Source organism: Falsiphaeobacter marinintestinus (assembly GCF_007923355.1).
GTDB classification, from domain to species: Bacteria; Pseudomonadota; Alphaproteobacteria; order Rhodobacterales; family Rhodobacteraceae; genus Phaeobacter_A; species Phaeobacter_A marinintestinus.
In genome coordinates, this window is sequence record NZ_VOGO01000001.1 from 665,172 (window position 1) to 684,092 (window position 18,921).

Annotated in this window: 21 protein-coding genes; 8 read left to right on the plus strand and 13 right to left on the minus strand. The window is 61.5% G+C overall.

What is annotated here, in order from left to right; translation table 11 throughout:
* Positions 1-2: 2 nt before the first annotated feature.
* From FOY56_RS03275 to FOY56_RS03290, 4 genes are all read right to left on the minus strand, one after another.
* A complete protein-coding gene (locus FOY56_RS03275; RefSeq protein ID WP_146344354.1) occupies positions 3-500 on the minus strand; it encodes a periplasmic heavy metal sensor in 498 nt (165 codons plus the stop codon).
* A gap of 1 nt (position 501) precedes the next feature.
* The gene (locus tag FOY56_RS03280; protein WP_146344355.1) at positions 502-867 is read right to left on the minus strand and encodes a hypothetical protein; all 366 of its coding nucleotides are present in this window, start codon (positions 865-867) and stop codon (positions 502-504) included.
* Entirely contained in the window at positions 860-1,459 is a 600-nt protein-coding gene (locus tag FOY56_RS03285) for an RNA polymerase sigma factor (protein ID WP_146344356.1), read from the minus strand. The genes FOY56_RS03280 and FOY56_RS03285 overlap by 8 nt, the downstream gene beginning before the upstream one ends.
* 61 nt (positions 1,460-1,520) lie before the next feature.
* The gene (locus FOY56_RS03290) at positions 1,521-2,018 is read right to left on the minus strand and encodes an EF-hand domain-containing protein (RefSeq protein ID WP_146344357.1); all 498 of its coding nucleotides are present in this window, start codon (positions 2,016-2,018) and stop codon (positions 1,521-1,523) included.
* A gap of 211 nt (positions 2,019-2,229) precedes the next feature.
* Here FOY56_RS03290 and FOY56_RS03295 point away from each other — a divergent pair, with 211 nt between their 5' ends.
* The gene (locus FOY56_RS03295) at positions 2,230-2,631 is read left to right on the plus strand and encodes a DUF983 domain-containing protein (RefSeq protein WP_146344358.1); all 402 of its coding nucleotides are present in this window, start codon (positions 2,230-2,232) and stop codon (positions 2,629-2,631) included.
* A gap of 26 nt (positions 2,632-2,657) precedes the next feature.
* The gene (locus FOY56_RS03300; protein WP_146344359.1) at positions 2,658-3,356 is read left to right on the plus strand and encodes an NUDIX hydrolase; all 699 of its coding nucleotides are present in this window, start codon (positions 2,658-2,660) and stop codon (positions 3,354-3,356) included.
* Here the strand turns inward: FOY56_RS03300 and FOY56_RS03305 are convergent.
* Genes FOY56_RS03305 through FOY56_RS03315 form a run of 3 tightly spaced genes read right to left on the minus strand, consistent with a single transcriptional unit; the run spans position 3,353 to position 5,382 of the window.
* On the minus strand, positions 3,353-4,255 hold the full coding sequence (locus FOY56_RS03305) for an EamA family transporter (protein WP_146344584.1): 903 nt from the start codon (positions 4,253-4,255) through the stop codon (positions 3,353-3,355). The genes FOY56_RS03300 and FOY56_RS03305 overlap by 4 nt on opposite strands.
* Positions 4,256-4,277: 22 nt before the next feature.
* A complete protein-coding gene (locus FOY56_RS03310; protein ID WP_146344360.1) occupies positions 4,278-5,186 on the minus strand; it encodes a fatty acid desaturase in 909 nt (302 codons plus the stop codon).
* Positions 5,179-5,382 carry a DUF2061 domain-containing protein gene (locus tag FOY56_RS03315; RefSeq protein ID WP_146344361.1) on the minus strand — a complete coding sequence of 68 codons (204 nt, stop codon included), beginning with the start codon at positions 5,380-5,382 and terminating at the stop codon, positions 5,179-5,181. The genes FOY56_RS03310 and FOY56_RS03315 overlap by 8 nt, the downstream gene beginning before the upstream one ends.
* 106 nt (positions 5,383-5,488) lie before the next feature.
* On the opposite strand from FOY56_RS03315, the gene FOY56_RS03320 reads away from it, so the two are divergent.
* A complete protein-coding gene (locus tag FOY56_RS03320) occupies positions 5,489-6,349 on the plus strand; it encodes a helix-turn-helix domain-containing protein (protein ID WP_146344362.1) in 861 nt (286 codons plus the stop codon).
* A gap of 118 nt (positions 6,350-6,467) precedes the next feature.
* On the opposite strand, the gene FOY56_RS03325 is transcribed toward FOY56_RS03320, so the two are convergent.
* The 4 genes from FOY56_RS03325 to bcoG all read right to left on the minus strand — a co-directional run bounded on the left by FOY56_RS03325 (position 6,468) and on the right by bcoG (position 10,245).
* Positions 6,468-7,229, minus strand: coding sequence for an SDR family oxidoreductase (locus FOY56_RS03325; RefSeq protein ID WP_146344363.1), 762 nt, complete (start codon positions 7,227-7,229; stop codon positions 6,468-6,470).
* Positions 7,226-8,710: a carnitine 3-dehydrogenase gene (locus FOY56_RS03330; protein WP_146344364.1), complete on the minus strand. Its 1,485-nt coding sequence runs from the start codon at positions 8,708-8,710 to the stop codon at positions 7,226-7,228. The genes FOY56_RS03325 and FOY56_RS03330 overlap by 4 nt, the downstream gene beginning before the upstream one ends.
* Before the next feature lie 6 nt (positions 8,711-8,716).
* Positions 8,717-9,265, minus strand: coding sequence for a lipocalin family protein (locus FOY56_RS03335; RefSeq protein ID WP_146344365.1), 549 nt, complete (start codon positions 9,263-9,265; stop codon positions 8,717-8,719).
* Between the two features lie 62 nt (positions 9,266-9,327).
* A complete protein-coding gene (bcoG, locus tag FOY56_RS03340; RefSeq protein ID WP_146344366.1) occupies positions 9,328-10,245 on the minus strand; it encodes a 3-dehydrocarnitine:acetyl-CoA trimethylamine transferase BcoG in 918 nt (305 codons plus the stop codon).
* Positions 10,246-10,323: 78 nt separating this feature from the next.
* On the opposite strand from bcoG, the gene FOY56_RS03345 reads away from it, so the two are divergent.
* Positions 10,324-11,283, plus strand: coding sequence for a GlxA family transcriptional regulator (locus FOY56_RS03345; RefSeq protein ID WP_146344367.1), 960 nt, complete (start codon positions 10,324-10,326; stop codon positions 11,281-11,283).
* Positions 11,284-11,365: 82 nt separating this feature from the next.
* Here FOY56_RS03345 and FOY56_RS03350 read toward each other — a convergent pair whose 3' ends face one another.
* Entirely contained in the window at positions 11,366-12,430 is a 1,065-nt protein-coding gene (locus FOY56_RS03350) for an aldo/keto reductase (RefSeq protein WP_146344368.1), read from the minus strand.
* 124 nt (positions 12,431-12,554) lie between these two features.
* On the opposite strand from FOY56_RS03350, the gene FOY56_RS03355 reads away from it, so the two are divergent.
* The 3 genes from FOY56_RS03355 to FOY56_RS03365 all read left to right on the plus strand — a co-directional run bounded on the left by FOY56_RS03355 (position 12,555) and on the right by FOY56_RS03365 (position 15,118).
* Positions 12,555-13,169, plus strand: coding sequence for an ImuA family protein (locus FOY56_RS03355; protein ID WP_146344369.1), 615 nt, complete (start codon positions 12,555-12,557; stop codon positions 13,167-13,169).
* A gap of 104 nt (positions 13,170-13,273) precedes the next feature.
* On the plus strand, positions 13,274-13,816 hold the full coding sequence (locus FOY56_RS03360; RefSeq protein ID WP_246139396.1) for a YceI family protein: 543 nt from the start codon (positions 13,274-13,276) through the stop codon (positions 13,814-13,816).
* 78 nt (positions 13,817-13,894) lie between these two features.
* Positions 13,895-15,118 (plus strand): MFS transporter, encoded by a 1,224-nt coding sequence (locus tag FOY56_RS03365; RefSeq protein WP_146344371.1) that lies wholly within the window; start codon positions 13,895-13,897, stop codon positions 15,116-15,118.
* 12 nt (positions 15,119-15,130) lie between these two features.
* Here FOY56_RS03365 and FOY56_RS03370 read toward each other — a convergent pair whose 3' ends face one another.
* Positions 15,131-16,627, minus strand: a complete 1,497-nt coding sequence (locus FOY56_RS03370; RefSeq protein WP_146344372.1) for a calcium-binding protein — start codon at positions 16,625-16,627, stop codon at positions 15,131-15,133.
* A 568-nt stretch (positions 16,628-17,195) separates the two neighbouring features.
* On the opposite strand from FOY56_RS03370, the gene metG reads away from it, so the two are divergent.
* Entirely contained in the window at positions 17,196-18,914 is a 1,719-nt protein-coding gene (gene metG / locus FOY56_RS03375) for a methionine--tRNA ligase (RefSeq protein ID WP_146344373.1), read from the plus strand.
* The last annotated feature ends 7 nt before the right edge of the window (positions 18,915-18,921 follow it).

Sequence of the window (18,921 nt, forward strand, 5' to 3'; positions counted from 1 at the left end):
ACTCAGTCCCGGTCAGACCGTTTTGGCGGCTTGCCCTTAGGGGGTGCCATCATGGCACGATGCAACCGATCCGCATATTCCGCCCGCTCGTCGTCGCTCATCTTCACAACCCGGTCGAGCCACAGCTTGCCGACCGACCTTTGAAAGTCTTCGATCTGTTCGCCATGCTGATCCAGCAAGGCATCGACCCGCGCAGCGTCGAACGGAACCGACCGCAAAGCGTCTGCAAGGGCATCTGCATCCTGTCCACGACGCGCCGCCCGTTCTTCATGTGACCCGGTCGCCGCCTTGCGTAAAACGCGCCGGTCTTCCTTTGACAGTTCGCGGTACAGCACCGCCCCGATGGGCGGCGGGCGATGCCCGGCCTCGCGTTTGTCAGGCCGCAGAAAAGCCCCCGCCACCAATCCGGCCACGGCCAGATTCAGGGCAACCGATACACCGAACACGATCCGCAGCCAGGGGCGCAGGCGTGTCGGTTTCAGGTCGTTATCATCCGTCATCTTACTGATCCTCCGCCATCAGCGCCGACATGTCATACGAGTCGATCAGGTTGAGATCCGATTGTGTGCCGCTGACCAGAGCCAGCGGATCGGGCACAAAGTTGGGCGGAGCCACACCGATCCAGATGCCAGCCGCACAGGCCGCCGCAAGCCCCCCCATCGCAGGCCACCCACCAAGGGTTGCCAGCAGCTGCTGCCACAGACCCGGGACAGTCCCGCGCGCCGGTGTCGCTTCGACAGGGGCGCTCTGAACCTGCAGGGCATCTCGCAAAATTCGGTCAGTCAGATCAGCGCTCAGGGTATCGGTTTCCCGACGTGCCGCCGCGAAGAAGATGTCCAGATCATCCATGTTGTCGTTATCAGCCATCGTGATACCCCAATTCTTCACGCCGTCCGGCCAAAGCCGCCGCCAGCGCCCGCTTGCCCCGGGCCGTCAGACTTTCGACCGCCTCGACGCCAATTTCCATGATCCCCGCAATTTCGGGGTTCGATAGTTCTTCGATGTGACGCAGAACCACCGCTTGCCGCTGCCGGTCAGGCAGTTGCATCAGCGCGTCCTGCAACGCGTCGGACCTTGCTGCATCCTGTAGCTGATCCGGTGCCGATTTGGCAGGATCCGCAGGTTCGGGCACGTCGTCGATTCCGACCGACCCGCCGCGCTTGCGGCGTTTCAGATCCAGACACAGGTTCAGCGTGACCCGATACAGCCAGGTCGATACCTTGGCCTGTCCGGGTTGCCAGTCCGGTGCCATCTTCCACAGCCGCATCATCGCGTCCTGCGCGACGTCTTCGGCTTCAGCCCGGTCGCCCAGCACCCGCAGGGCGACCGAAAAGGTGCGTGGACCCAACCGTGTCGTCAGCTCACGCGCCGCCAGCTCATCGCCATTGGCGAAAAGCACAAGCAACGCATCGTCGCTTGGCGGCGCGTCCGCATCGGAAGACCCCGATGGCGGGCTCATGGCGGGGTTACCGCCATGGCCGCTGGTACGCGGCAGTGTATGTCCACCGTCAGCCACACCTTCAGTTCTGCTCGGACGAGTCCTTGTTTTCTTTCTTGTCCTTGCCATGACCCTTTCGGCCATGTTCTTTCATCTTCGCCTTGGCGGCATCGAATTCTTCTTTCGACACCCCGCCGCTGCCGTCCGTATCGATCCGACCGAACATCTTGTCACCGTGACGCGGTTTTGGCATCTCTTCTGCAGACAATGCCCCATCACCATCCTTGTCGAACTTTTCAAGCATCTTGGCGCTGCGGTCCTTGGCTTTCTGCTGACCATGGGCCTGCATTTCGTCGGCCGTCAGCTTGCCGTCACCATTGGTGTCCATTTCGGTGAACCGTCCGGCGCGATGGGCTTCCATCTCGGCCTGCGTCACTTGTCCGTCACCATCGGCGTCCAGTTGCTCGAAAGTCGCGCGCGGGCCGTGTTTGCCCGGTTTGGGAGTTTCGGCAAAGGCCGACGCTGCGGTCACTGTGATGGCCGCCAATGCGATGCCAGCGATAAATCCTGCGTGTTTCATGTCGATCCTCATTTTAACTCGTTACAACGCTCTGTGTTGGCGTTGATATATACCAAACGCAGCATGTCCGGGTTTCCGTCGCATTTTTTTTGCACCGGTTTCAATTGCACAAATCCAGGCAGACTTTGCGACAAGCCGACGCAACTGGTCATTGAGACCTTCCCTTTGGGCCAACGTATCCCCAGTTTCAGACAAAGCGCGAGATATGCATATGACCGATTCTGCGACCAACGCCCCCATCGATGACACCGACCGCCCGATGCGCCAATCGCTGTGGCGCGGCTGGCGGCGCAAATGCCCCTGCTGTGGCGAGGGCAAATTGCTGCACAGCTATCTCAAGGTGAACAACAGCTGCTCGGTGTGTGGCGAAGAATTTCATCACCACCGCGCCGATGATGGTCCGGCCTATCTGACCATTCTGATTGTCGGCCACCTGATGGCGCCGCTGCTGCATGTGACCTTTACGACCTTCCGTCCGGAACCGTTGACCCTGTTTACGATCTTTGCGGTTGGCTGCACCAGCTTGTCCCTCTACCTTCTGCCCAGGTTGAAGGGCGCCGTCGTTGCGTTCCAATGGGCACGCGAGATGCATGGGTTCGAAACTTCGGCCTGACCCCTTCGACCACGAAAGGGAGAGGCATGAGCATAGACAAGACAGCAATCCGTAACGCCGCAACGGTAATCGTCCTGCGCGACCGGATGACAAACCCCGCGATCCTGATGGGTCAGCGCGGGGCCAAGGCGGCATTCATGCCGAACAAGTTCGTGTTTCCGGGTGGCGCACTTGATCCGCAAGACGCTGACATCCCACTGGCAACCCCGCTGCCCTCGGTCTGCCATGACCGACTTGCCGAAAAAGCCCCTGATGGTATGCAAAACGCGTTGGCCGCCGCCGCCGTGCGCGAACTGTGGGAAGAAACCGGTCTGGTGCTGGGCGTTCCCGGCGACTGGGCTGGCGACGTGCCCGAAGATTGGCAGACCTTCGCGAAAACAGGCCACCTGCCTGCCGCCGAGGCCTTGCAGTTTGTGTTTCGCGCCCTGACCCCACCGGGCCGCCCGCGCCGGTTTGATGCGCGGTTCTTCCTTGTGGATGCCTCCGCAATTCAAGGCGACATCGACGATTTCACCCACGCCACCGACGAACTCTCGCACCTGCAATGGATTCCTCTGGCCGAAGCGCGCAGCTTTGATTTGCCCTTCATCACCGAAGTCGTCCTGGCCGAGGTCGAAGCCCGCGTAACCGACCTGTCACCACCCGACTCCGTGCCTTATTTCCTCAACAACGAAGAGGCGAGCCTGTTCCTGCGCTTGCGCGGCTATCCGATGCCCGACGTCTAAATCAGCAGCACCAAACCGACAATTGACGCCCCCAACAACGCGATCCCGGCCCCTTCCCGGGCCGAGATCCGTTCGCGAAAGAACAACACGGACGCGAACAGGCTCAGGATCAGCTCGACCTGTCCGATCGCCTTTACATAGGCCGCATTCTGCAGCGTGAAGGCCCAGAACCAGCAAAACGACCCGGCAAGACTGGCCAGCCCGACAAACACCGCCGTCCCGCGCGCGTCCCAGACCGCCCGCAACTCGGCCCGGTCACGCAAGATCAACCAGACCGCCATCGCGACCATCTGCATCGTCACGACACAACCCAACGTCACCGCCGCGCGCAAGGCCGGGGCATAGGCCATCAACTCCAAAGTCGCACCGCGGTACGTCACCGATGAGATCGAAAACAACAGCCCGGCGAAAACGCCCAAAATCGGCGCTTTACCGGTCAAATGCCGCCACCAAGACCCGGCGCTGCCCGGCGTCTTCGACAGCAGCAATACGGCAATCAACCCGACCAGAATGGCCCCCATCCCGGCCCGGCTGACCCCTTCGCCCAGCAGGATCAGACCAACCAGCACGGTCAGGATCACCTCGGTCTTCATGAACGCGATACCCACGGCAAAGTTGCGCTGCTTGAACAGCATCACAATGCAGATCGTCGCGATGATCTGCGTCGCCCCCCCGGCAATCGAATACGCCCAGAAGGCGGGTGTGAACCGAGGCAAAGGCGTCCCCGTCAGCGCAAAATACCCAATCAACCCGCTCACCAGAAACGGTGCAGAATAGGCAAACCGGGCAAAGGTCGCGCCAACTGCCGACAGCTTTACCGTGCTCAGCACTTTTTGCAGCATAAAGCGGACGGTTTGAAAGGCGGCAGCTGCCAGCGCGACGGGGATCCAGAGACTAATCATGTCCCCCTATGGCGCGTATCTACACCTCAGGCCAGAGCGGATGCGGCACCGGGTCTTTGGCTTTCAGGAAATACCGGCGAAAAACCTCACCGTAAGATCGAAACACATAGCCGTCATTGACCTCAAGATACCGCGCCTTGCCCGCCCGATACAGCGCGGGCAACTGATACCACGCCGCCCGCGGGTTCATATGATGCACCACATGCAGGTTGTTGTTGAGAAACAGAAACGCCAGCAGCCCCCGGTCTTCGATGATCACGGTCCGCCCGCGCACCTTTTCGTGCGCCTGATGTTCAAGAAACGTGCGGATCTTCAGGATGCCCAGCGCTACATAGGCCGATAACAGACAGGCCCAGACCGGCATCGGCGACACCGCCACCAGGCCCAGGACCGCGGCCACGCCTGGCAGATGCAGCGCCCAGGCCAACCAGACCGCCCGATCACCCTGCCGCGCCAACCGCCACTCATCCGACATGAACCGCACTTGCCCAATGGCCGGCCCCAGCACGATCCGCCCCAGCAGCGTGTTGTTCACCGCGTGCAAACGCTGTTGCCAAGGCGACAGACCGACCCAGATCGCCGGATCAAGGTAGTTGGTTTCAGGATCATCATAGGGATCAGTCAGGTTGGCGTCCTGATGGTGCGCCAGATGCAGATCGCGAAACCGGTTATACGGAATGGCCAGCGTCAGCGGTAACGCCATCAGCGCCTCGTTCAGCGGTTTTGAGCGAAATGGATGCCCGTGCAGCACCTCATGCGTCAGCGATGAATGCAACGCCGCCGTCACTGTGGCCAGCGCAAAACCCGCGAGACCACTCCATTCCGCGACCATGAACACCGCAAATGCCCACAGACCATAACAGCCCAAGATCAAAACAAATGTGCCCCATTCCGGCGGGGAGGCCGTCTGACGCAGCGGCTCAGACATTCCGGCCCCAGCTGACATTGGCCCAAACCCGCTCGTACACCAGATAAATCACCAGCCCGAGACCCGCATTGACCAGTGCCATGGCACCGCCAATGGCCACCGATCCGGTTGCAATCAATCCGACAAGGGCCATCATTGCCAGCCCGATCAGGTTCCAGATCACCGCTTTCACCACCGATCTTTGCCGCGTTTCCATTCTGCCTCCTGCTGTGCTGCTCACGTTTTTGTTACAGCCAACGACCCATGATCGACCATTCAGGATATGATTAACAAAACTCACATAATGTGATAAATATCACTACATGATAGAAATAATGGACAAACGCCTGCGCGCCGCCCGGTTTCGCGACCGCCTTGCACAGGCCATGCGCGACACCGACACCACTCAAAGCGCGCTGGCCCGCGCCACCGCCGTCGACCGGTCGACAATTTCGCAACTTCTGACCGATGACGGCGCGCGCCTGCCCAACGCCCATGTGGTCGGCGCCTGCGCCACTGCGCTTGGCGTCTCGGCTGACTGGCTGTTGGGATTGTCGGACCGACCTGAAAGCGCAGCCGACCTTCTGTCAGCAAGCCTGTCAGTCACCGAGGCCGCCCGCGCCCTCGTCGATGAACGAATCTTCGACTGGCACCGCGAGGCAGCAGGTTACAAAATCCGCCACGTCCCCGCCGCCCTGCCCGACATGCTGAAAACCCGCGCCCTGATGGAATGGGAATATACACCGCACCTGGGTCGCACCGCCGATCAGGCCATTGGTGCCTCCGAAGACCGGCTTGAATGGATGCGCAGCGCCCGATCCGACTATGAAATCGCCATGCCGCTTTATGAACTGCACAGCTTTGCCCATGGCGTCGGCTATTATCAGGACGTCCCACTCGACATCCGGCTGGAACAGCTCGACAGGTTCCACGACCTCACCGAACAACTCTATCCGCGCCTGAGGATCTATCTGTTTGACGCACGAAGGCTGTTTTCCTCGCCGCTCACGGTGTTCGGCCCGCTACTTTGCGTGCTCTATGTCGGCAGCAACTACCTCGCATTTCGCGACCTTGAACGGGTCGAGATTTTCACCAACCATTTCGACCGATTGGTGCGCGAAGCAGATCTTACCGCCCGCCACCTACCCACGCACCTGCGTCACCTGCGCGCCGCTATCGCCTGATCGCGCCTGCAGAATTGGGTATTTGAAACAAGAAAGAAGCCAAGACCCCCCGCCTGCTTCTTTCTTGTTTCAAATACCCTCGCCGAAGGCAGCCCGGCCACGCCGGGCATTTCCAAGCTCAGGGCTTAGGATCCGGGTTCTCGGTATGTCCATCGACGGCAATCACCTGCCCCGAGACCATCCGCGCCGCATCCGAAGCCAAGAACACGGCCATCGCGGCAATATCCTGGGCTTCGACAAAGGACCGCATCGACGTTCCAGAAGCATATCCTGAGTACACCTCGTCGCGGGTCATCCCCTTGGCCGCCGCCTCGCGCGCCAGAACGCCTTCCATCCGCGGCCCTTCCACGGCCCCCGGACAAATCGCATTGGCGCGGATGCCAAACGGCCCAAGCTCCATCGCCAGCGTCTTCATCAACCCGATCACGCCCCATTTTGCCGCAGCATAGGGCGACCGGTTCGGGTACCCGAACTGCCCGGCGGTGGACGAGGTCAGAACAATTGCCCCTGCACCCTGCGCCTTCATCATCGGAGCGGCCAGCTTGGCCGCCAGAAACGCGCCATCCAGATTGACCGCCGTGCAGGCGCGCCAGCCGTCCAGCGTCACTTCCTCGACAGGCGCCGTCGGTCCGGCTATCCCGGCGTTGGCGCACAGCACATCCAGCCCGCCCCACGCGGCCTCGATTGAACGGCCCAACTCAGCCATCCCGGCCTCGTCCGCGACATCGACGCAGGTCGTGTGCCACGTTGCTGGACAGGCCTTTAAGGCCCCGGCATCCACATCCGTCACCCAGACCTGCGTGCCGCCTTCGGCAAAGGCCTCGGCCTTGGCACGGCCAATTCCGGACGCCCCGGCCGTGATCAGGACCCGCGCGCTCATCCTGGCTTGCGGATCGCGTTGCCCGCCCCTTCAGGATAGGCCAGCCCGGCCTGGGCCGCGCCAATCCGCGCCATCGCCGTTTCAATCGCGTCGGACGGCGCACACGGTTTGCGCGTCTTCAGACTGACATGCAGCAGAAAATGCTCGCCCGTCGCAATCAGATTGCCGTCCTTGTACATTCGATGGAACAGGTGCAGCTTCTTGCCCTTGCCCAACAGCATCTGTGTACGCACTTCGATCCGGTCGCCCACAAGACATTCATCCAGATGCCGGATATGGCTTTCAGCGGTGAAGTAACTGCCGCCCTCAGGGTCCGAGATGTAATCCGCATCACAGCCGATCAGTTGCATGAACCGGTCAGTCGCGCGCGCAAACGCATCCAGATACCGCGACTCGGTCATGTGGCCATTGTAATCGGCCCAATCGATCGGCACGGCGGTCGACAACGTCAGGATCGGTTGCGCCAGATCACCAGCCGCGTCCAGCCCGTCGCCCAGCGGAGTCCCCGCCTTCAGGCGTGCGTCCTGAGCGTTCAGAACCGCCCCCGCGCCCCAGTCAAACGGCTTTAGCGCCCGCATCATGCCGACAAGGTTGTCATCGCGAATGCGCTCCAGTTCGCGGATCGAATGCTGCCCCGATTGCGCGTCCGACTGATCGGCGATCAGATCGACCAGCTCGTCGGTGAACTCGGGCACATCCATCAGCTTGGTCCAAGGCCATTTCAGCGCCGGGCCAAACTGGGCCATGAAATGGCGCATTCCGGCTTCGCCCCCGGCCACGCGATAGGTCTCGAACAGCCCCATCTGCGCCCAGCGAATGCCAAAGCCCATGCGGATCGCCTCGTCGATCTCTTCCGTCGTGGCCACGCCATCCTTGACCAGCCACAACGCCTCGCGCCACACCGCCTCAAGGAACCGGTCCGCAATATGCGCATCGATTTCCTTCTTCACGTGCAACGGGAACATGCCCAGACCCGACAGAGTGTCCTTGGCGCGCGCGATCAAATCGGCATCATTGGCCGCCGTCGTCACCAGTTCAATCAGCGGCAACAGATACACCGGGTTGAACGGATGCGTGACTACGATCTGACCGGGCCGCGCCGCGCCTTCCTGCAATTCGGACGGTTTGAACCCGCTGGTGGACGACCCGATGATCGCCCCTTCGTCACAGGCGGCCTGCAACCCGGCATACACTTTCAGCTTCAGATCCAGCCGTTCCGGCACGCTTTCCTGAACCCACGCAGCCCCGGCAACAGCTTCCGCCAGATCCGCATGAAAGGTCAAAGCCCCCTCTGCGGGCATCGGAGCATCCGCCAACCCAGGCAGGCTGTGGCGCGCATTGGCCAGCACTTCGTCGATCTTGCGCTCGGCTTCCGGGTCCGGGTCAAACACCCGTACATCCCAGCCATTCAGCAAAAACCGTGCGGCCCAGCCGCCCCCGATTACGCCGCCACCAATGATTGCCGCAACCTGTCGCGCCATACCTTGTCAGTCCTTTGTTTGCGGAACGCGATACAGCGCATCCGTGTCATACCCGTTGGCCCGCAGAACCGCCTGCGCTGCCTCGTATTCTGTGTCCGAAATCTGCGCGGCCCGGGCCAGGATCCACCCTGTTGTGCCCTCGGGGGCGCCGACCACAGCGACCGAATAATCCCCGGTCACATCCAGCACCCAATAATCGCCCCACAGAAATCCAAGCACCGACAACCCGGGCACAAATGTGACCTCAAGCTTGCCTGCCTCGACCGGGCGTGCCACGCCCTTGGCCTGTTTCACCGGCCCGTCCACCGCGCCTTTGCGGCAGGTGTTCAGAACATCGATCCGGCCATCACCGCGCGCCGAATATTCTGCCGTGACCGCCATGCAGTCTTTTTCAAACCGGTTCGGGAAGCGGGCAATCTCGTACCACTTGCCCAGATACTGCGTCAGGTCCAGCGTGGTATCGACGGTCATCGGGACAGTCGTATCCCGGTACCCCTCGGCCCCGGCAGAGGTGGCAGCAAAGATCGAGGCAATCGCAATCAGACGGCGCAACATATGAAGTCTCCTGAAGTGAACGGTTCTGATCCCTATACGGTCAAAACTGCCGCGCGGATCGGTCAGGCCGCTTTGGGCGCACGTTTGACCAGCCCCAGCTTGGCCCGCACCTCATCCGGTCCGATCACCCGGGCGCCCATGTTCTCGATGATCGTGACCGACCGTTCGACCAGCTGCGCATTGGTCGCCAGCACACCCTTGTCCAGCCACAGGTTGTCCTCCAGACCAACACGCACATGCCCGCCCGCCAGCACGGCAGCGGCAACATAAGCCATCTGGTCCCGGCCCAGCGAAAACGCGCTGAACGTCCAGTCGTCCGGCACGTTATTGACCATCGCCATGAAGGTGTTCAGGTCGTTCGGCGCCCCCCACGGAACCCCCATGCACAGCTGCACCAACGCGGGCGCATTCAGAACGCCGTCCTTGACCAGCTGCTTGGCGTACCAAAGATGGCCGGTGTCAAACGCCTCGATCTCGGGCTTCACACCCAGATGGGTCATCATCCGCCCCATCGCCGTCAGCATGCCGGGCGTGTTGGTCATCACGTAATCGGCTTCGGCAAAGTTCATCGTGCCGCAATCCAGCGTGCAGATCTCGGGCAGACATTGCGCAATATGTTCGACCCGCTCTGCCGCACCGATCATGTCGGTGCCGTCTTCGTTCACCGGAAACGGCGCTTCGGTCGGCCCGAATACGATGTCCCCGCCCATGCCCGCCGTCAGGTTCAGCACCACGTCGACCTCGGATTCGCGGACCCGGTCCGTCACTTCGCGATACAGCGCCAGATCGCGCGAGGGCACGCCGGTTTCAGGGTCGCGGACATGGCAATGCACTACCGCTGCCCCGGCCCGCGCCGCGTCAATCGCACTGTCCGCGATCTGCTGGGGCGAGCGCGGCACATGCGGGCTGCGATCCTGAGAGCTGCCCGAACCGGTCACGGCGCAGGTGATAAAAACCTCTTTGTTCATGGTCAGTGGCATGGAACCCTCCAATCTGATCTGGCCCGTATCATGACCGGGCTTGGCGATATCCACTTTACGTAATATGCTCCCAATTTGATGAAATACGCAAAAAATGCCCCTCCGCTGCGGGTCACCGTTCTGGTTCTGAATGGCGCCAACATGCTCAGCCTCGCCGCTGCAGTTGATCCGATGCGGGCCGCAAACCGGATGGCGAACCGCCCTTTGTTCACCTGGACCTACGCCACCGCCACGGGCGATCCATCCCGGCTGACCAGCGGCCTGCCTGTCCCGGGCGAGGCTCTGTCGCGCATAACGGCTTGCGATCTGCTCCTGATCATCGCCAGTTTCGAGCTTGAGCAACAAGATACCCCGGCCCTGCGCGCGGGCCTGCGCCGGATCGCGGCCTCGGGGGCTCGGATCGCCGGGTTCGACGGCGGCCCCTGGCTGATGGCGACGGCAGGCCTGCTGGATCGCCACAACGCCACGACCCATTGGGAAGACCTCGATCGGTTTGCCGCCCGGTTCCCAACCGTCAACGTGCTCCCCGACCGCTTTCATATCGACGGCGCCCGCCTGACCAGTGGCGGCGCGATGCCCGGGCTCGACATGATGCTGTCCCTGATCGCCACCGATTTCGGCCAGCCCCTCGCGACCCGTGTCGCCGGAGCCTTCATCCATGACAGCCCGCAAAACCCGATGCGCCAGCAAAGCCGCGCCGGAGGTCACCCCGGCCACAACGCGGTTACCGCCCGCGCCAGTGCGACCATGGAGCAATCGCTCGACGCCCCGCTGCCCCTGACCGAAATCGCGCGCCGCTCAGGCCAAAGCCCGCGCTCTCTGCAAACCCAGTTCCGCGACCGGCTGAACACCACGCCGCAAGCGCATTACCTGCACCTGCGCCTGACCGAAGCGATGCGCCTTGTCATCGACACCGACCAACCACTGCAGGACGTCGCGCTCGCCACCGGGTTCGCCTCACAATCCAGCTTCGCCCGCGCCTTCAAAGCCGCCCATGGCCGCTCTGCCCGCGACATCCGCCTCAAAGGCTTTGCCTGATCTTTTCCTCTTGCTGAAAATATCCCGGGGGTGAATTGGCCAATGGCCAAGAGGGGGCAGCGCCCCCTCCCGAACCCACGCCTTAATACGGCATCGGATGCGCCCGATGCGCGGTGTCGATCTCACGCAACACCTCGTCGCTCAGCACCACATTGACCGACTCCAGCGCATGGTCCAGCTGAACCATATGCGTCGCCCCGAAGATCGCCGACGCCATGAAAGGCCGCATCCGGCACCAGGCCAGCGCCATGTGCACCGGATCGATCCCGTGCCGCTTGGCAATATCCAGATAGGCCTGGGCAGCAGGCAAAACGCGATCCGTCATCCGTCCCCCCAGATCGCTGGACCCGCTGACAACTTTCGCCACGGCCAACCGTGATCCGTCCGGAACCGCCCCATCCTGGTACTTGCCAGTCAGCAACCCGGTCGCCAATGGCGAAAACGACAGCAACCCGACATCTTCATTGATGCTCAGCTCGGCCATATCCGTGTCATACAACCGGCACAGCAACGAATATTCATTCTGCACAGACGCCACACGCGGCCAGCCGTGCGTCTCGGCAATCCGCAACCACTGCGCCGTGCCCCAGGCACTTTCGTTCGACAGACCGAAATGGCGGATGTTGCCCTTGTCCACCTGCACCTGCAGCGCCTCAAGGCACGCTTCCATATTGGCCAGCGTCTCGTCACGGTTCTGCGCTGACGGATCATAGGTCCAGTTCTGACGGAACATATAACTGCCCCGGTTCGGCCAGTGAAACTGATACAGGTCGATGTAATCCGTCTGAAGCCGTGTCAGCGACGCCTCGATGGTCCCGGGGATCGATTCCGGCGTGATCGGCGCGCCGTCGCGGATATGGCCCAATCCGGCCCCCGAATGTTTGGTCGCCAGAATGTACTCGCCCCGCCGTCCCGGGTTGGCCGCATTCCAGGTCCCGATGATCTCTTCGGTGCGCCCGGTGGTCTCAGCCGATATAGGGTTCACGGGATACATTTCAGCCGTATCGACAATATTGATACCCGCCGCCAGCGCGACATTCATCTGGGCATGCCCGTCGGCTTCCGGGGTCTGGGTGCCAAACGTCATCGTTCCAAGACACAGCTCCGAGACAGTCAGGCCGGTACGGCCCAGAGGGTTCATCTTCATGCGCGGTTCCTTTCGTGTTTGGCGCAACCCTAGCGCGCCACCCGGCAGGGGCAATGCCCGACAACACCGCTCACCCCGAAAGACTCCAATTGAGAACATAAAGTGAACATTGTAACCTGCGACTATGGCGACTCACCTTCTCACCCGCACCGACCGGCGCGCCGGTCCGCACTTCGCGCTGCATGACCAGATCACGCTGGCACAGGGCCGGGTCCACGAGGCCTGCGGCCCCTCACGGCGCACCTTTGCCATGTGGCTGGCCGGGCGCATGACCGGCCCCGTGCTGTGGATCCTCCCCGATTGGGAATCCGATCAACTGAACCCCGACGGCATGCTGCCCTTTGTCGACCCGGCCCGGTTTCTCTTTGTCCACGCACGCCGCGCCGATGACCTGCTCTGGTGCACCGAAGAGGCATTGCGCGCCGGCCCCGTCCCGCTGGTGGTGGCCGACCTGCCCGGCCCCCCGGCCCTGACCCCGGTCCGGCGCATGCATCTGGCGGCCGAAACCGGCGCGACATCCGGCACGGCGCCACTGGGCCTGCTGCTGACCCCCGGCGACGGCGGCGCGCAGGGCATCGAAAGCCGCTGGCACATGGCCCCCGCACATCAGGGCCGCGCCCGCACCTGGCGGCTTGAGCGTCGCCGCGCCCGCACCCTGCCCCCCAAAAGCTGGGCCGCCACCCAAACCCGCCCCCGTGCGGGTCTTGAGCTGACCGACCTGTCCACCGGCCCCGCATGAAAACCCCATGAGGCCCCTTACCTTACCGCCCGCACTGCCCTATCGTCCGCGGTATGTATTTGATTTCCCGGCGACATGCCCTGCTGGCACTGTTGGCCGCCCCCATGACACCCGCCCTTGCGGCACCGGTTTCCTACCGGCTCGATACAAAAGCATCCAACGTCCAGTTCACCTTTTCCATCGCGGGCCTGATGCAAACCGGCACGATGCCCGTCAAATCGGCCCAAATCACCGTCGATCCGCTGCGCCTCGAAGACAGCCGTTTCCAGGTCGTCCTTGACGCCGCCTCGGCCAAAACATCGCTCGACATCGCCGCCCGCGCCATGGCCGGCCCCGAAATTCTGGATACCGATCGCTTCCCCAAAATCACCTTCGCCACAACCAGCGTGCAACTGGCCGCTGACAACCGCCTGTCCCTGGGCGCGACGATCCGGGGCAACCTCACCCTGCGCGGCATCACACACCCCGTGCAACTGAACGCCGAACTCTACCGCCCGCGCGACACGGCCCCCGATGACCTCAGCACCCTGTCAGCACGTCTCAGTGGCCAGATCAGCCGCAGCCGGTTCGGGGCCTCCGGATACGCCGACCTTGTTGCAGATGCGGTTGGCCTGGACATCACCGCAGTCGTCCATGCCGCAGGCTGATCAAAAACCCCAACGGCGACATCAGAACGTCGAAAAAACACAAGCCACCCATCCTGCCCCTGTCATTTTGGCCAAGCCATGCAGATGATAATTTCTTTCTCGGCCCTGTTCCTGTCAGTGGTGCTGCTGCAGCTCTCGTCAGGAGGCGTTGGCCCGCTTGACGCGCTGTCCGGTCTGGCGCTGCACTTCTCGACCGCCCAGATCGGTCTTCTGGGGTCTGCACATTTCCTTGGCTTCTTCATCGGCTGCTGGTGGGCACCCCGCCTGATGGGCAGCGTCGGCCACTCCCGCGCCTTTGCGGCGTTTACCGCCACAGGGGCCATCGGGCTGATGGCCCACATGCTGATCACCGACCCCTACGCCTGGGCCGCCATGCGGGTGGCCTCGGGCATGTGCGTCGCAGGCTGTTATACGGTGATCGAGGCGTGGTTGCAGGCCAAGGTCACCAATGAAAGCCGCGGCCGCACCATGGGCATCTACCGCGTTGTCGACATGAGCGGATCGCTGGTCGCGCAGCTGATGATCGGCGTCCTGACCCCCGCCAGCTATGTGTCTTACAACATTCTCGCCATGCTGTGCTGCGCCGCCCTGCTGCCACTGACACTGACCAAGGTCAAGCAACCCGAAACCCCGTCTGCCCCGCGCCTGCGCCCGATGATGCCGCTGCGCCGCTCGCCGCTGGCCGCCGCTGCCGTTGTAGTCGCCGCCCTGTCTTCTGCGTCGTTCCGGATGGTCGGCCCGATTTATGGGCAAGAGGTCGGGCTCACCGCCGGGCAAATCGGCTGGTTCCTGGCCTCTTTCGTCCTCGGTGGCGCGCTGGCGCAATATCCGGTCGGCTGGCTGGCCGACAAGTTCGACCGCCGCTGGGTGCTGATCTGGCTCTCGGCGGCAGCCATCGCCAGTTCGGCGCTCACCATAGTCGTGCAGGGATTTGGCACCAATATCGTCATGGCCAACGCGGTGATCTTCGGGCTGACCACGTTCCCGATCTATTCGGTCGCCGCCGCCCACGCCCATGATTTTACCGCCAACGAAGACCGGGTCGAACTGTCCGCCGCCTTGATGTTCTACTTCGCCCTTGGCGCCATCGCCGCGCCTTACGTGGCCTCGCGCCTGATCAGCGCCTATGGACCGCCCGCGATGTTCTGGATGATCGCACTTGCCCATCTTGTGCTGGTGGTCTTCGGCCTGACCCGGATGCGCGCCCGCCCGGCCCCCGAAGACCGCACCCGCTATATCTATGCCCCGCGCACATCCTTCGTGATTGGCCGCCTGACCGGCCGCCAGCGCGACCGGGACTGAGCCCTCCAGCGCTTACAGGATAAAGTCTGCCTCATTCAGACTGCTGATATTCAGCACCCTGATCCACATGTCCGAGGTGCCGTCACCATCAACGTCAACCCGCACTTCGCGGGCGCTGTTCCCGTCATCCGTGACCCGAACCTCGGCCTGACCTGATGCACTGAAAGCGCTGGACCCGATGAAATCCAGTGTCCCGGGCACCACGGCTTGCAAATCGATGACGTCTTCGCCCTGCACGAAGTCATAAATCCGGTCCGCGCGCGGCCCCACCCCCAGATCAGGACTGTCCGAGGCCCTCAGGAAACGGAACGTGTCACCCCCCGCCTCGCCCCTCATATTGTCCCCTCCGGCGCCGCTCACAAGCACATCATCGCCATCGCCGCCATTCATCTGATCACTGCCCGCGCCGCCAAACAGGATGTCATTGCCCTCGTCGCCGTTCAGCATGTCGTTACCAGACTGGCCGCGCAGCTGATCGTCACCGTCACCGCCGTTCAGAACATCTTCACCCGCGCCACCGCGCATCATGTCATTCCCATCGTCGCCGTTCAGCGTATCCACGCCGCCGCGCCCGATAAGGGTATTGTCACCGGCATTCCCGGCAATCGTGTTGTCAGCTGCATTGCCGAACCCGTTCAGATCCTCACTACCGCGCAACACCAGATTCTCGAAGTTATTGGCCAAGGTAAAAGACGCAAAGCTTTCAACCGTATCCAATCCTTCACTCGCGTTTTCGACCAGCGACAGCGCATCCGTGTCTACCACATATGTATCGTCCCCTGCGCCTCCCAGGACATCGCCATCGACCATACCCAGGCGCCCGTCGAAGACATCATTGTCACCGCCCATGAAGACATCTCCGATGATCAGGCCCGTATTGACCAGAGTGTCCGCGCCAAGCCCAAGGAACACGGCCCCCGACCCGCCCCCCATCAACGTACCGGAATTGTTCACAGACGTATTTGACGCATAATACGTGTAAAAAGCGACCTCACCGGCATAAATGGCATAATCGTGCCCAGACACAATTCCAGAGTTATTGATAAAAAAATCTGAATTCATCGAGTCATTATCCCGATCAACCATGAAAATCCCGGATTCTATGTAATCGTTATCTCCCGAGGTTGTCCCCAAAATATGCCCGCTGTTGTTGACCGTAGTATCATTTCCGTAAACGTACACGCCCCATGTTCCAATAATGGAACCGGCATTGTTCACGACATTTTCGCTTCCGCGCATCTGGATACCCTGAGAGCTTGCGCTGCCGATTTGCCCGTTGTGCCCGACACTCACCGACGAGTTTCCGCCAAGAAGGAACACGGCAATATGCACATCGGACCCGATTTCACCTTGCACAACCACCCGACTGTAGCCTTCGGTGCTGTAAACGGTCGCATTCGCACCCGTCGAAAAAATGCCACCCGTCTCGGCGACGTAAAGATTGGTACTCTCCACATCGAAATCGAATACGGTCGCCGCTTGAACTACAGTCGTTGTATAAATCGTCATCTGAGCATCTCCCCTTGGTCAGGGTAGCCCGGGCGGAGCACCCGGCCCCTGAAACGCTTCTTTCAACGCCCCCCGCGAAAGACACACGTCGACAAGGGCTTTAAAACAAGCAAGAGCTTTATATCAGATTTTCGGTATGTATCCAGAAAAACAAAACGTACACCCAAATTACACATTAATTAGGTGAAAAATAATATGCTTCCCAATTGCACTTTTTATGTTCAGGATCGGCTTTGTTGATGGCGTGGATGCCCCTCCCGACGGCATCCACGCCATCAACAAAGCCCCGACACCTATCAAATTGGTGGTCTGGACGGTGGCTGTTGAATCATCTGTCGTCCAGGGCAAAAATCTTGACGTTTATACAGTTCGACCAACACATCGCTTGCGTTAGCCCGTGGCCGTAATGATCAGTCATCGGACCAGCCGCAAAAGGTTAACGCAGGGAAGCGAACGACCAAAGGCTAAATCGGCAAGCTGACCGGTGCCAACTGAACCACACCTGAACGCTGGCAACCTATTGCCCCCCCTGTTAAAGACGCAGCGACACGAACCAAAGGCGCTGGATATGGCACGCATTCTCATCACCTCGGCTCTTCCCTACATCAATGGGATCAAGCATCTGGGCAATCTGGTCGGCAGTCAGCTTCCGGCCGATCTCTATGCCCGCTTCCAGCGCGGGCGCGGCAACGAGGTCCTGTTTCTCTGCGCGACGGATGAACACGGCACCCCTGCCGAGCTGGCCGCCGCCAAGGCCGGCAAGCCGGTCGCCGACTATTGCGCCGAACTGCATGACATTCAGGCCGGGATCGCGCGGCAATTCGGGCTCTCCTTTGACCATTTCGGACGGTCCTCAAGCCCGCAGAACCGTGACCTGACCCAGCATCTGGCCGCCAAACTGGCTGAAAACGGCCTGATCGAAGAAATCAGTGAACGGCAGGTTTACTCCAACGCCGATGGCCGCTTCCTGCCCGATCGCTATATCGAAGGCACCTGCCCAAACTGCGGGTATGACAAGGCGCGCGGCGATCAGTGCGAAAACTGCACCAAGCAGCTCGACCCGACCGACCTGATCGATCCGCGCTCGGCGATCTCGGGCTCCACTGACCTTGAGGTACGCGAGACCAAGCACCTGTACCTGCGCCAGTCGCTCCTGAAAGACGATCTTGACCAGTGGATCGACTCCAAGAAAGACTGGCCCATTCTCACCACCTCGATCGCCAAGAAATGGCTGCATGACGGCGACGGCCTGCAAGACCGCGGCATCACCCGCGATCTTGACTGGGGCATCCCGGTCAAGAAAGGCGACGAAGACTGGCCCGGAATGGAGGGCAAAGTCTTTTATGTCTGGTTTGACGCCCCCATCGAATACATCGCCTGCGCCAAGGAATGGGCCGACGCACATGGCAAACCCGACAGCGCATGGGAACGCTGGTGGCGCACCGACAAGGGCGCGGATGATGTGAAATACGTCCAGTTCATGGGCAAGGACAACGTCCCCTTCCACACGCTCAGCTTCCCCGCCACCATCCTTGGCAGCAAAGAGCCATGGAAGATGGTCGATCACCTGAAATCCTTTAACTACCTGAACTATGATGGCGGTCAGTTCTCGACCAGCCAGGGCCGGGGCGTGTTCCAGGATCAGGCGCTTGAGATCCTGTCGGCCGATTACTGGCGCTGGTGGCTGCTGTCCCATGTGCCCGAAAGCAGCGACAGCGAATTCACCTGGGAAAACTTCCAGCAATCGGTGAACAAGGATCTCGCCGACGTGCTGGGCAATTTTGTCAGCCGCATCACCAAATTCTGCCGCGCCAAGTTTGGCGAAGCCGTCCCCGACGGCGGCGAGTTTGGCCCCACGGAGCAGGCCGTGATCGACGACCTCACCACCCGCATCCGCGCCTATGAAGGGCATATGGACGCGATGGAGGTCCGCAAATCGGCGCAGGAACTACGCGCGATTTGGGTCATCGGCAACGAATACCTGCAAAGCGCCGCGCCGTGGTCGACCTTCAAGACCGACCCCGAACAGGCCGCAGCCCAGGTGCGTCTGGCCCTGAACCTGATCCGCATTTACGCCGTGCTCAGCGCCCCCTTCATCCCCGATGCCTCTGCCCGCATGTTGGAAGCGATGCAGACAGATGATGACAGCTGGCCCGACGATGTGGCCGCCGCCGTTACAGCCCTCGCACCCGGCCACGCGTTCACCGTGCCGGACGTTCTGTTTGCAAAAATCACGGATGAGCAGCGCGAAGATTGGCAGACACGGTTCTCAGGAACCCGCGACTGACGCGCAA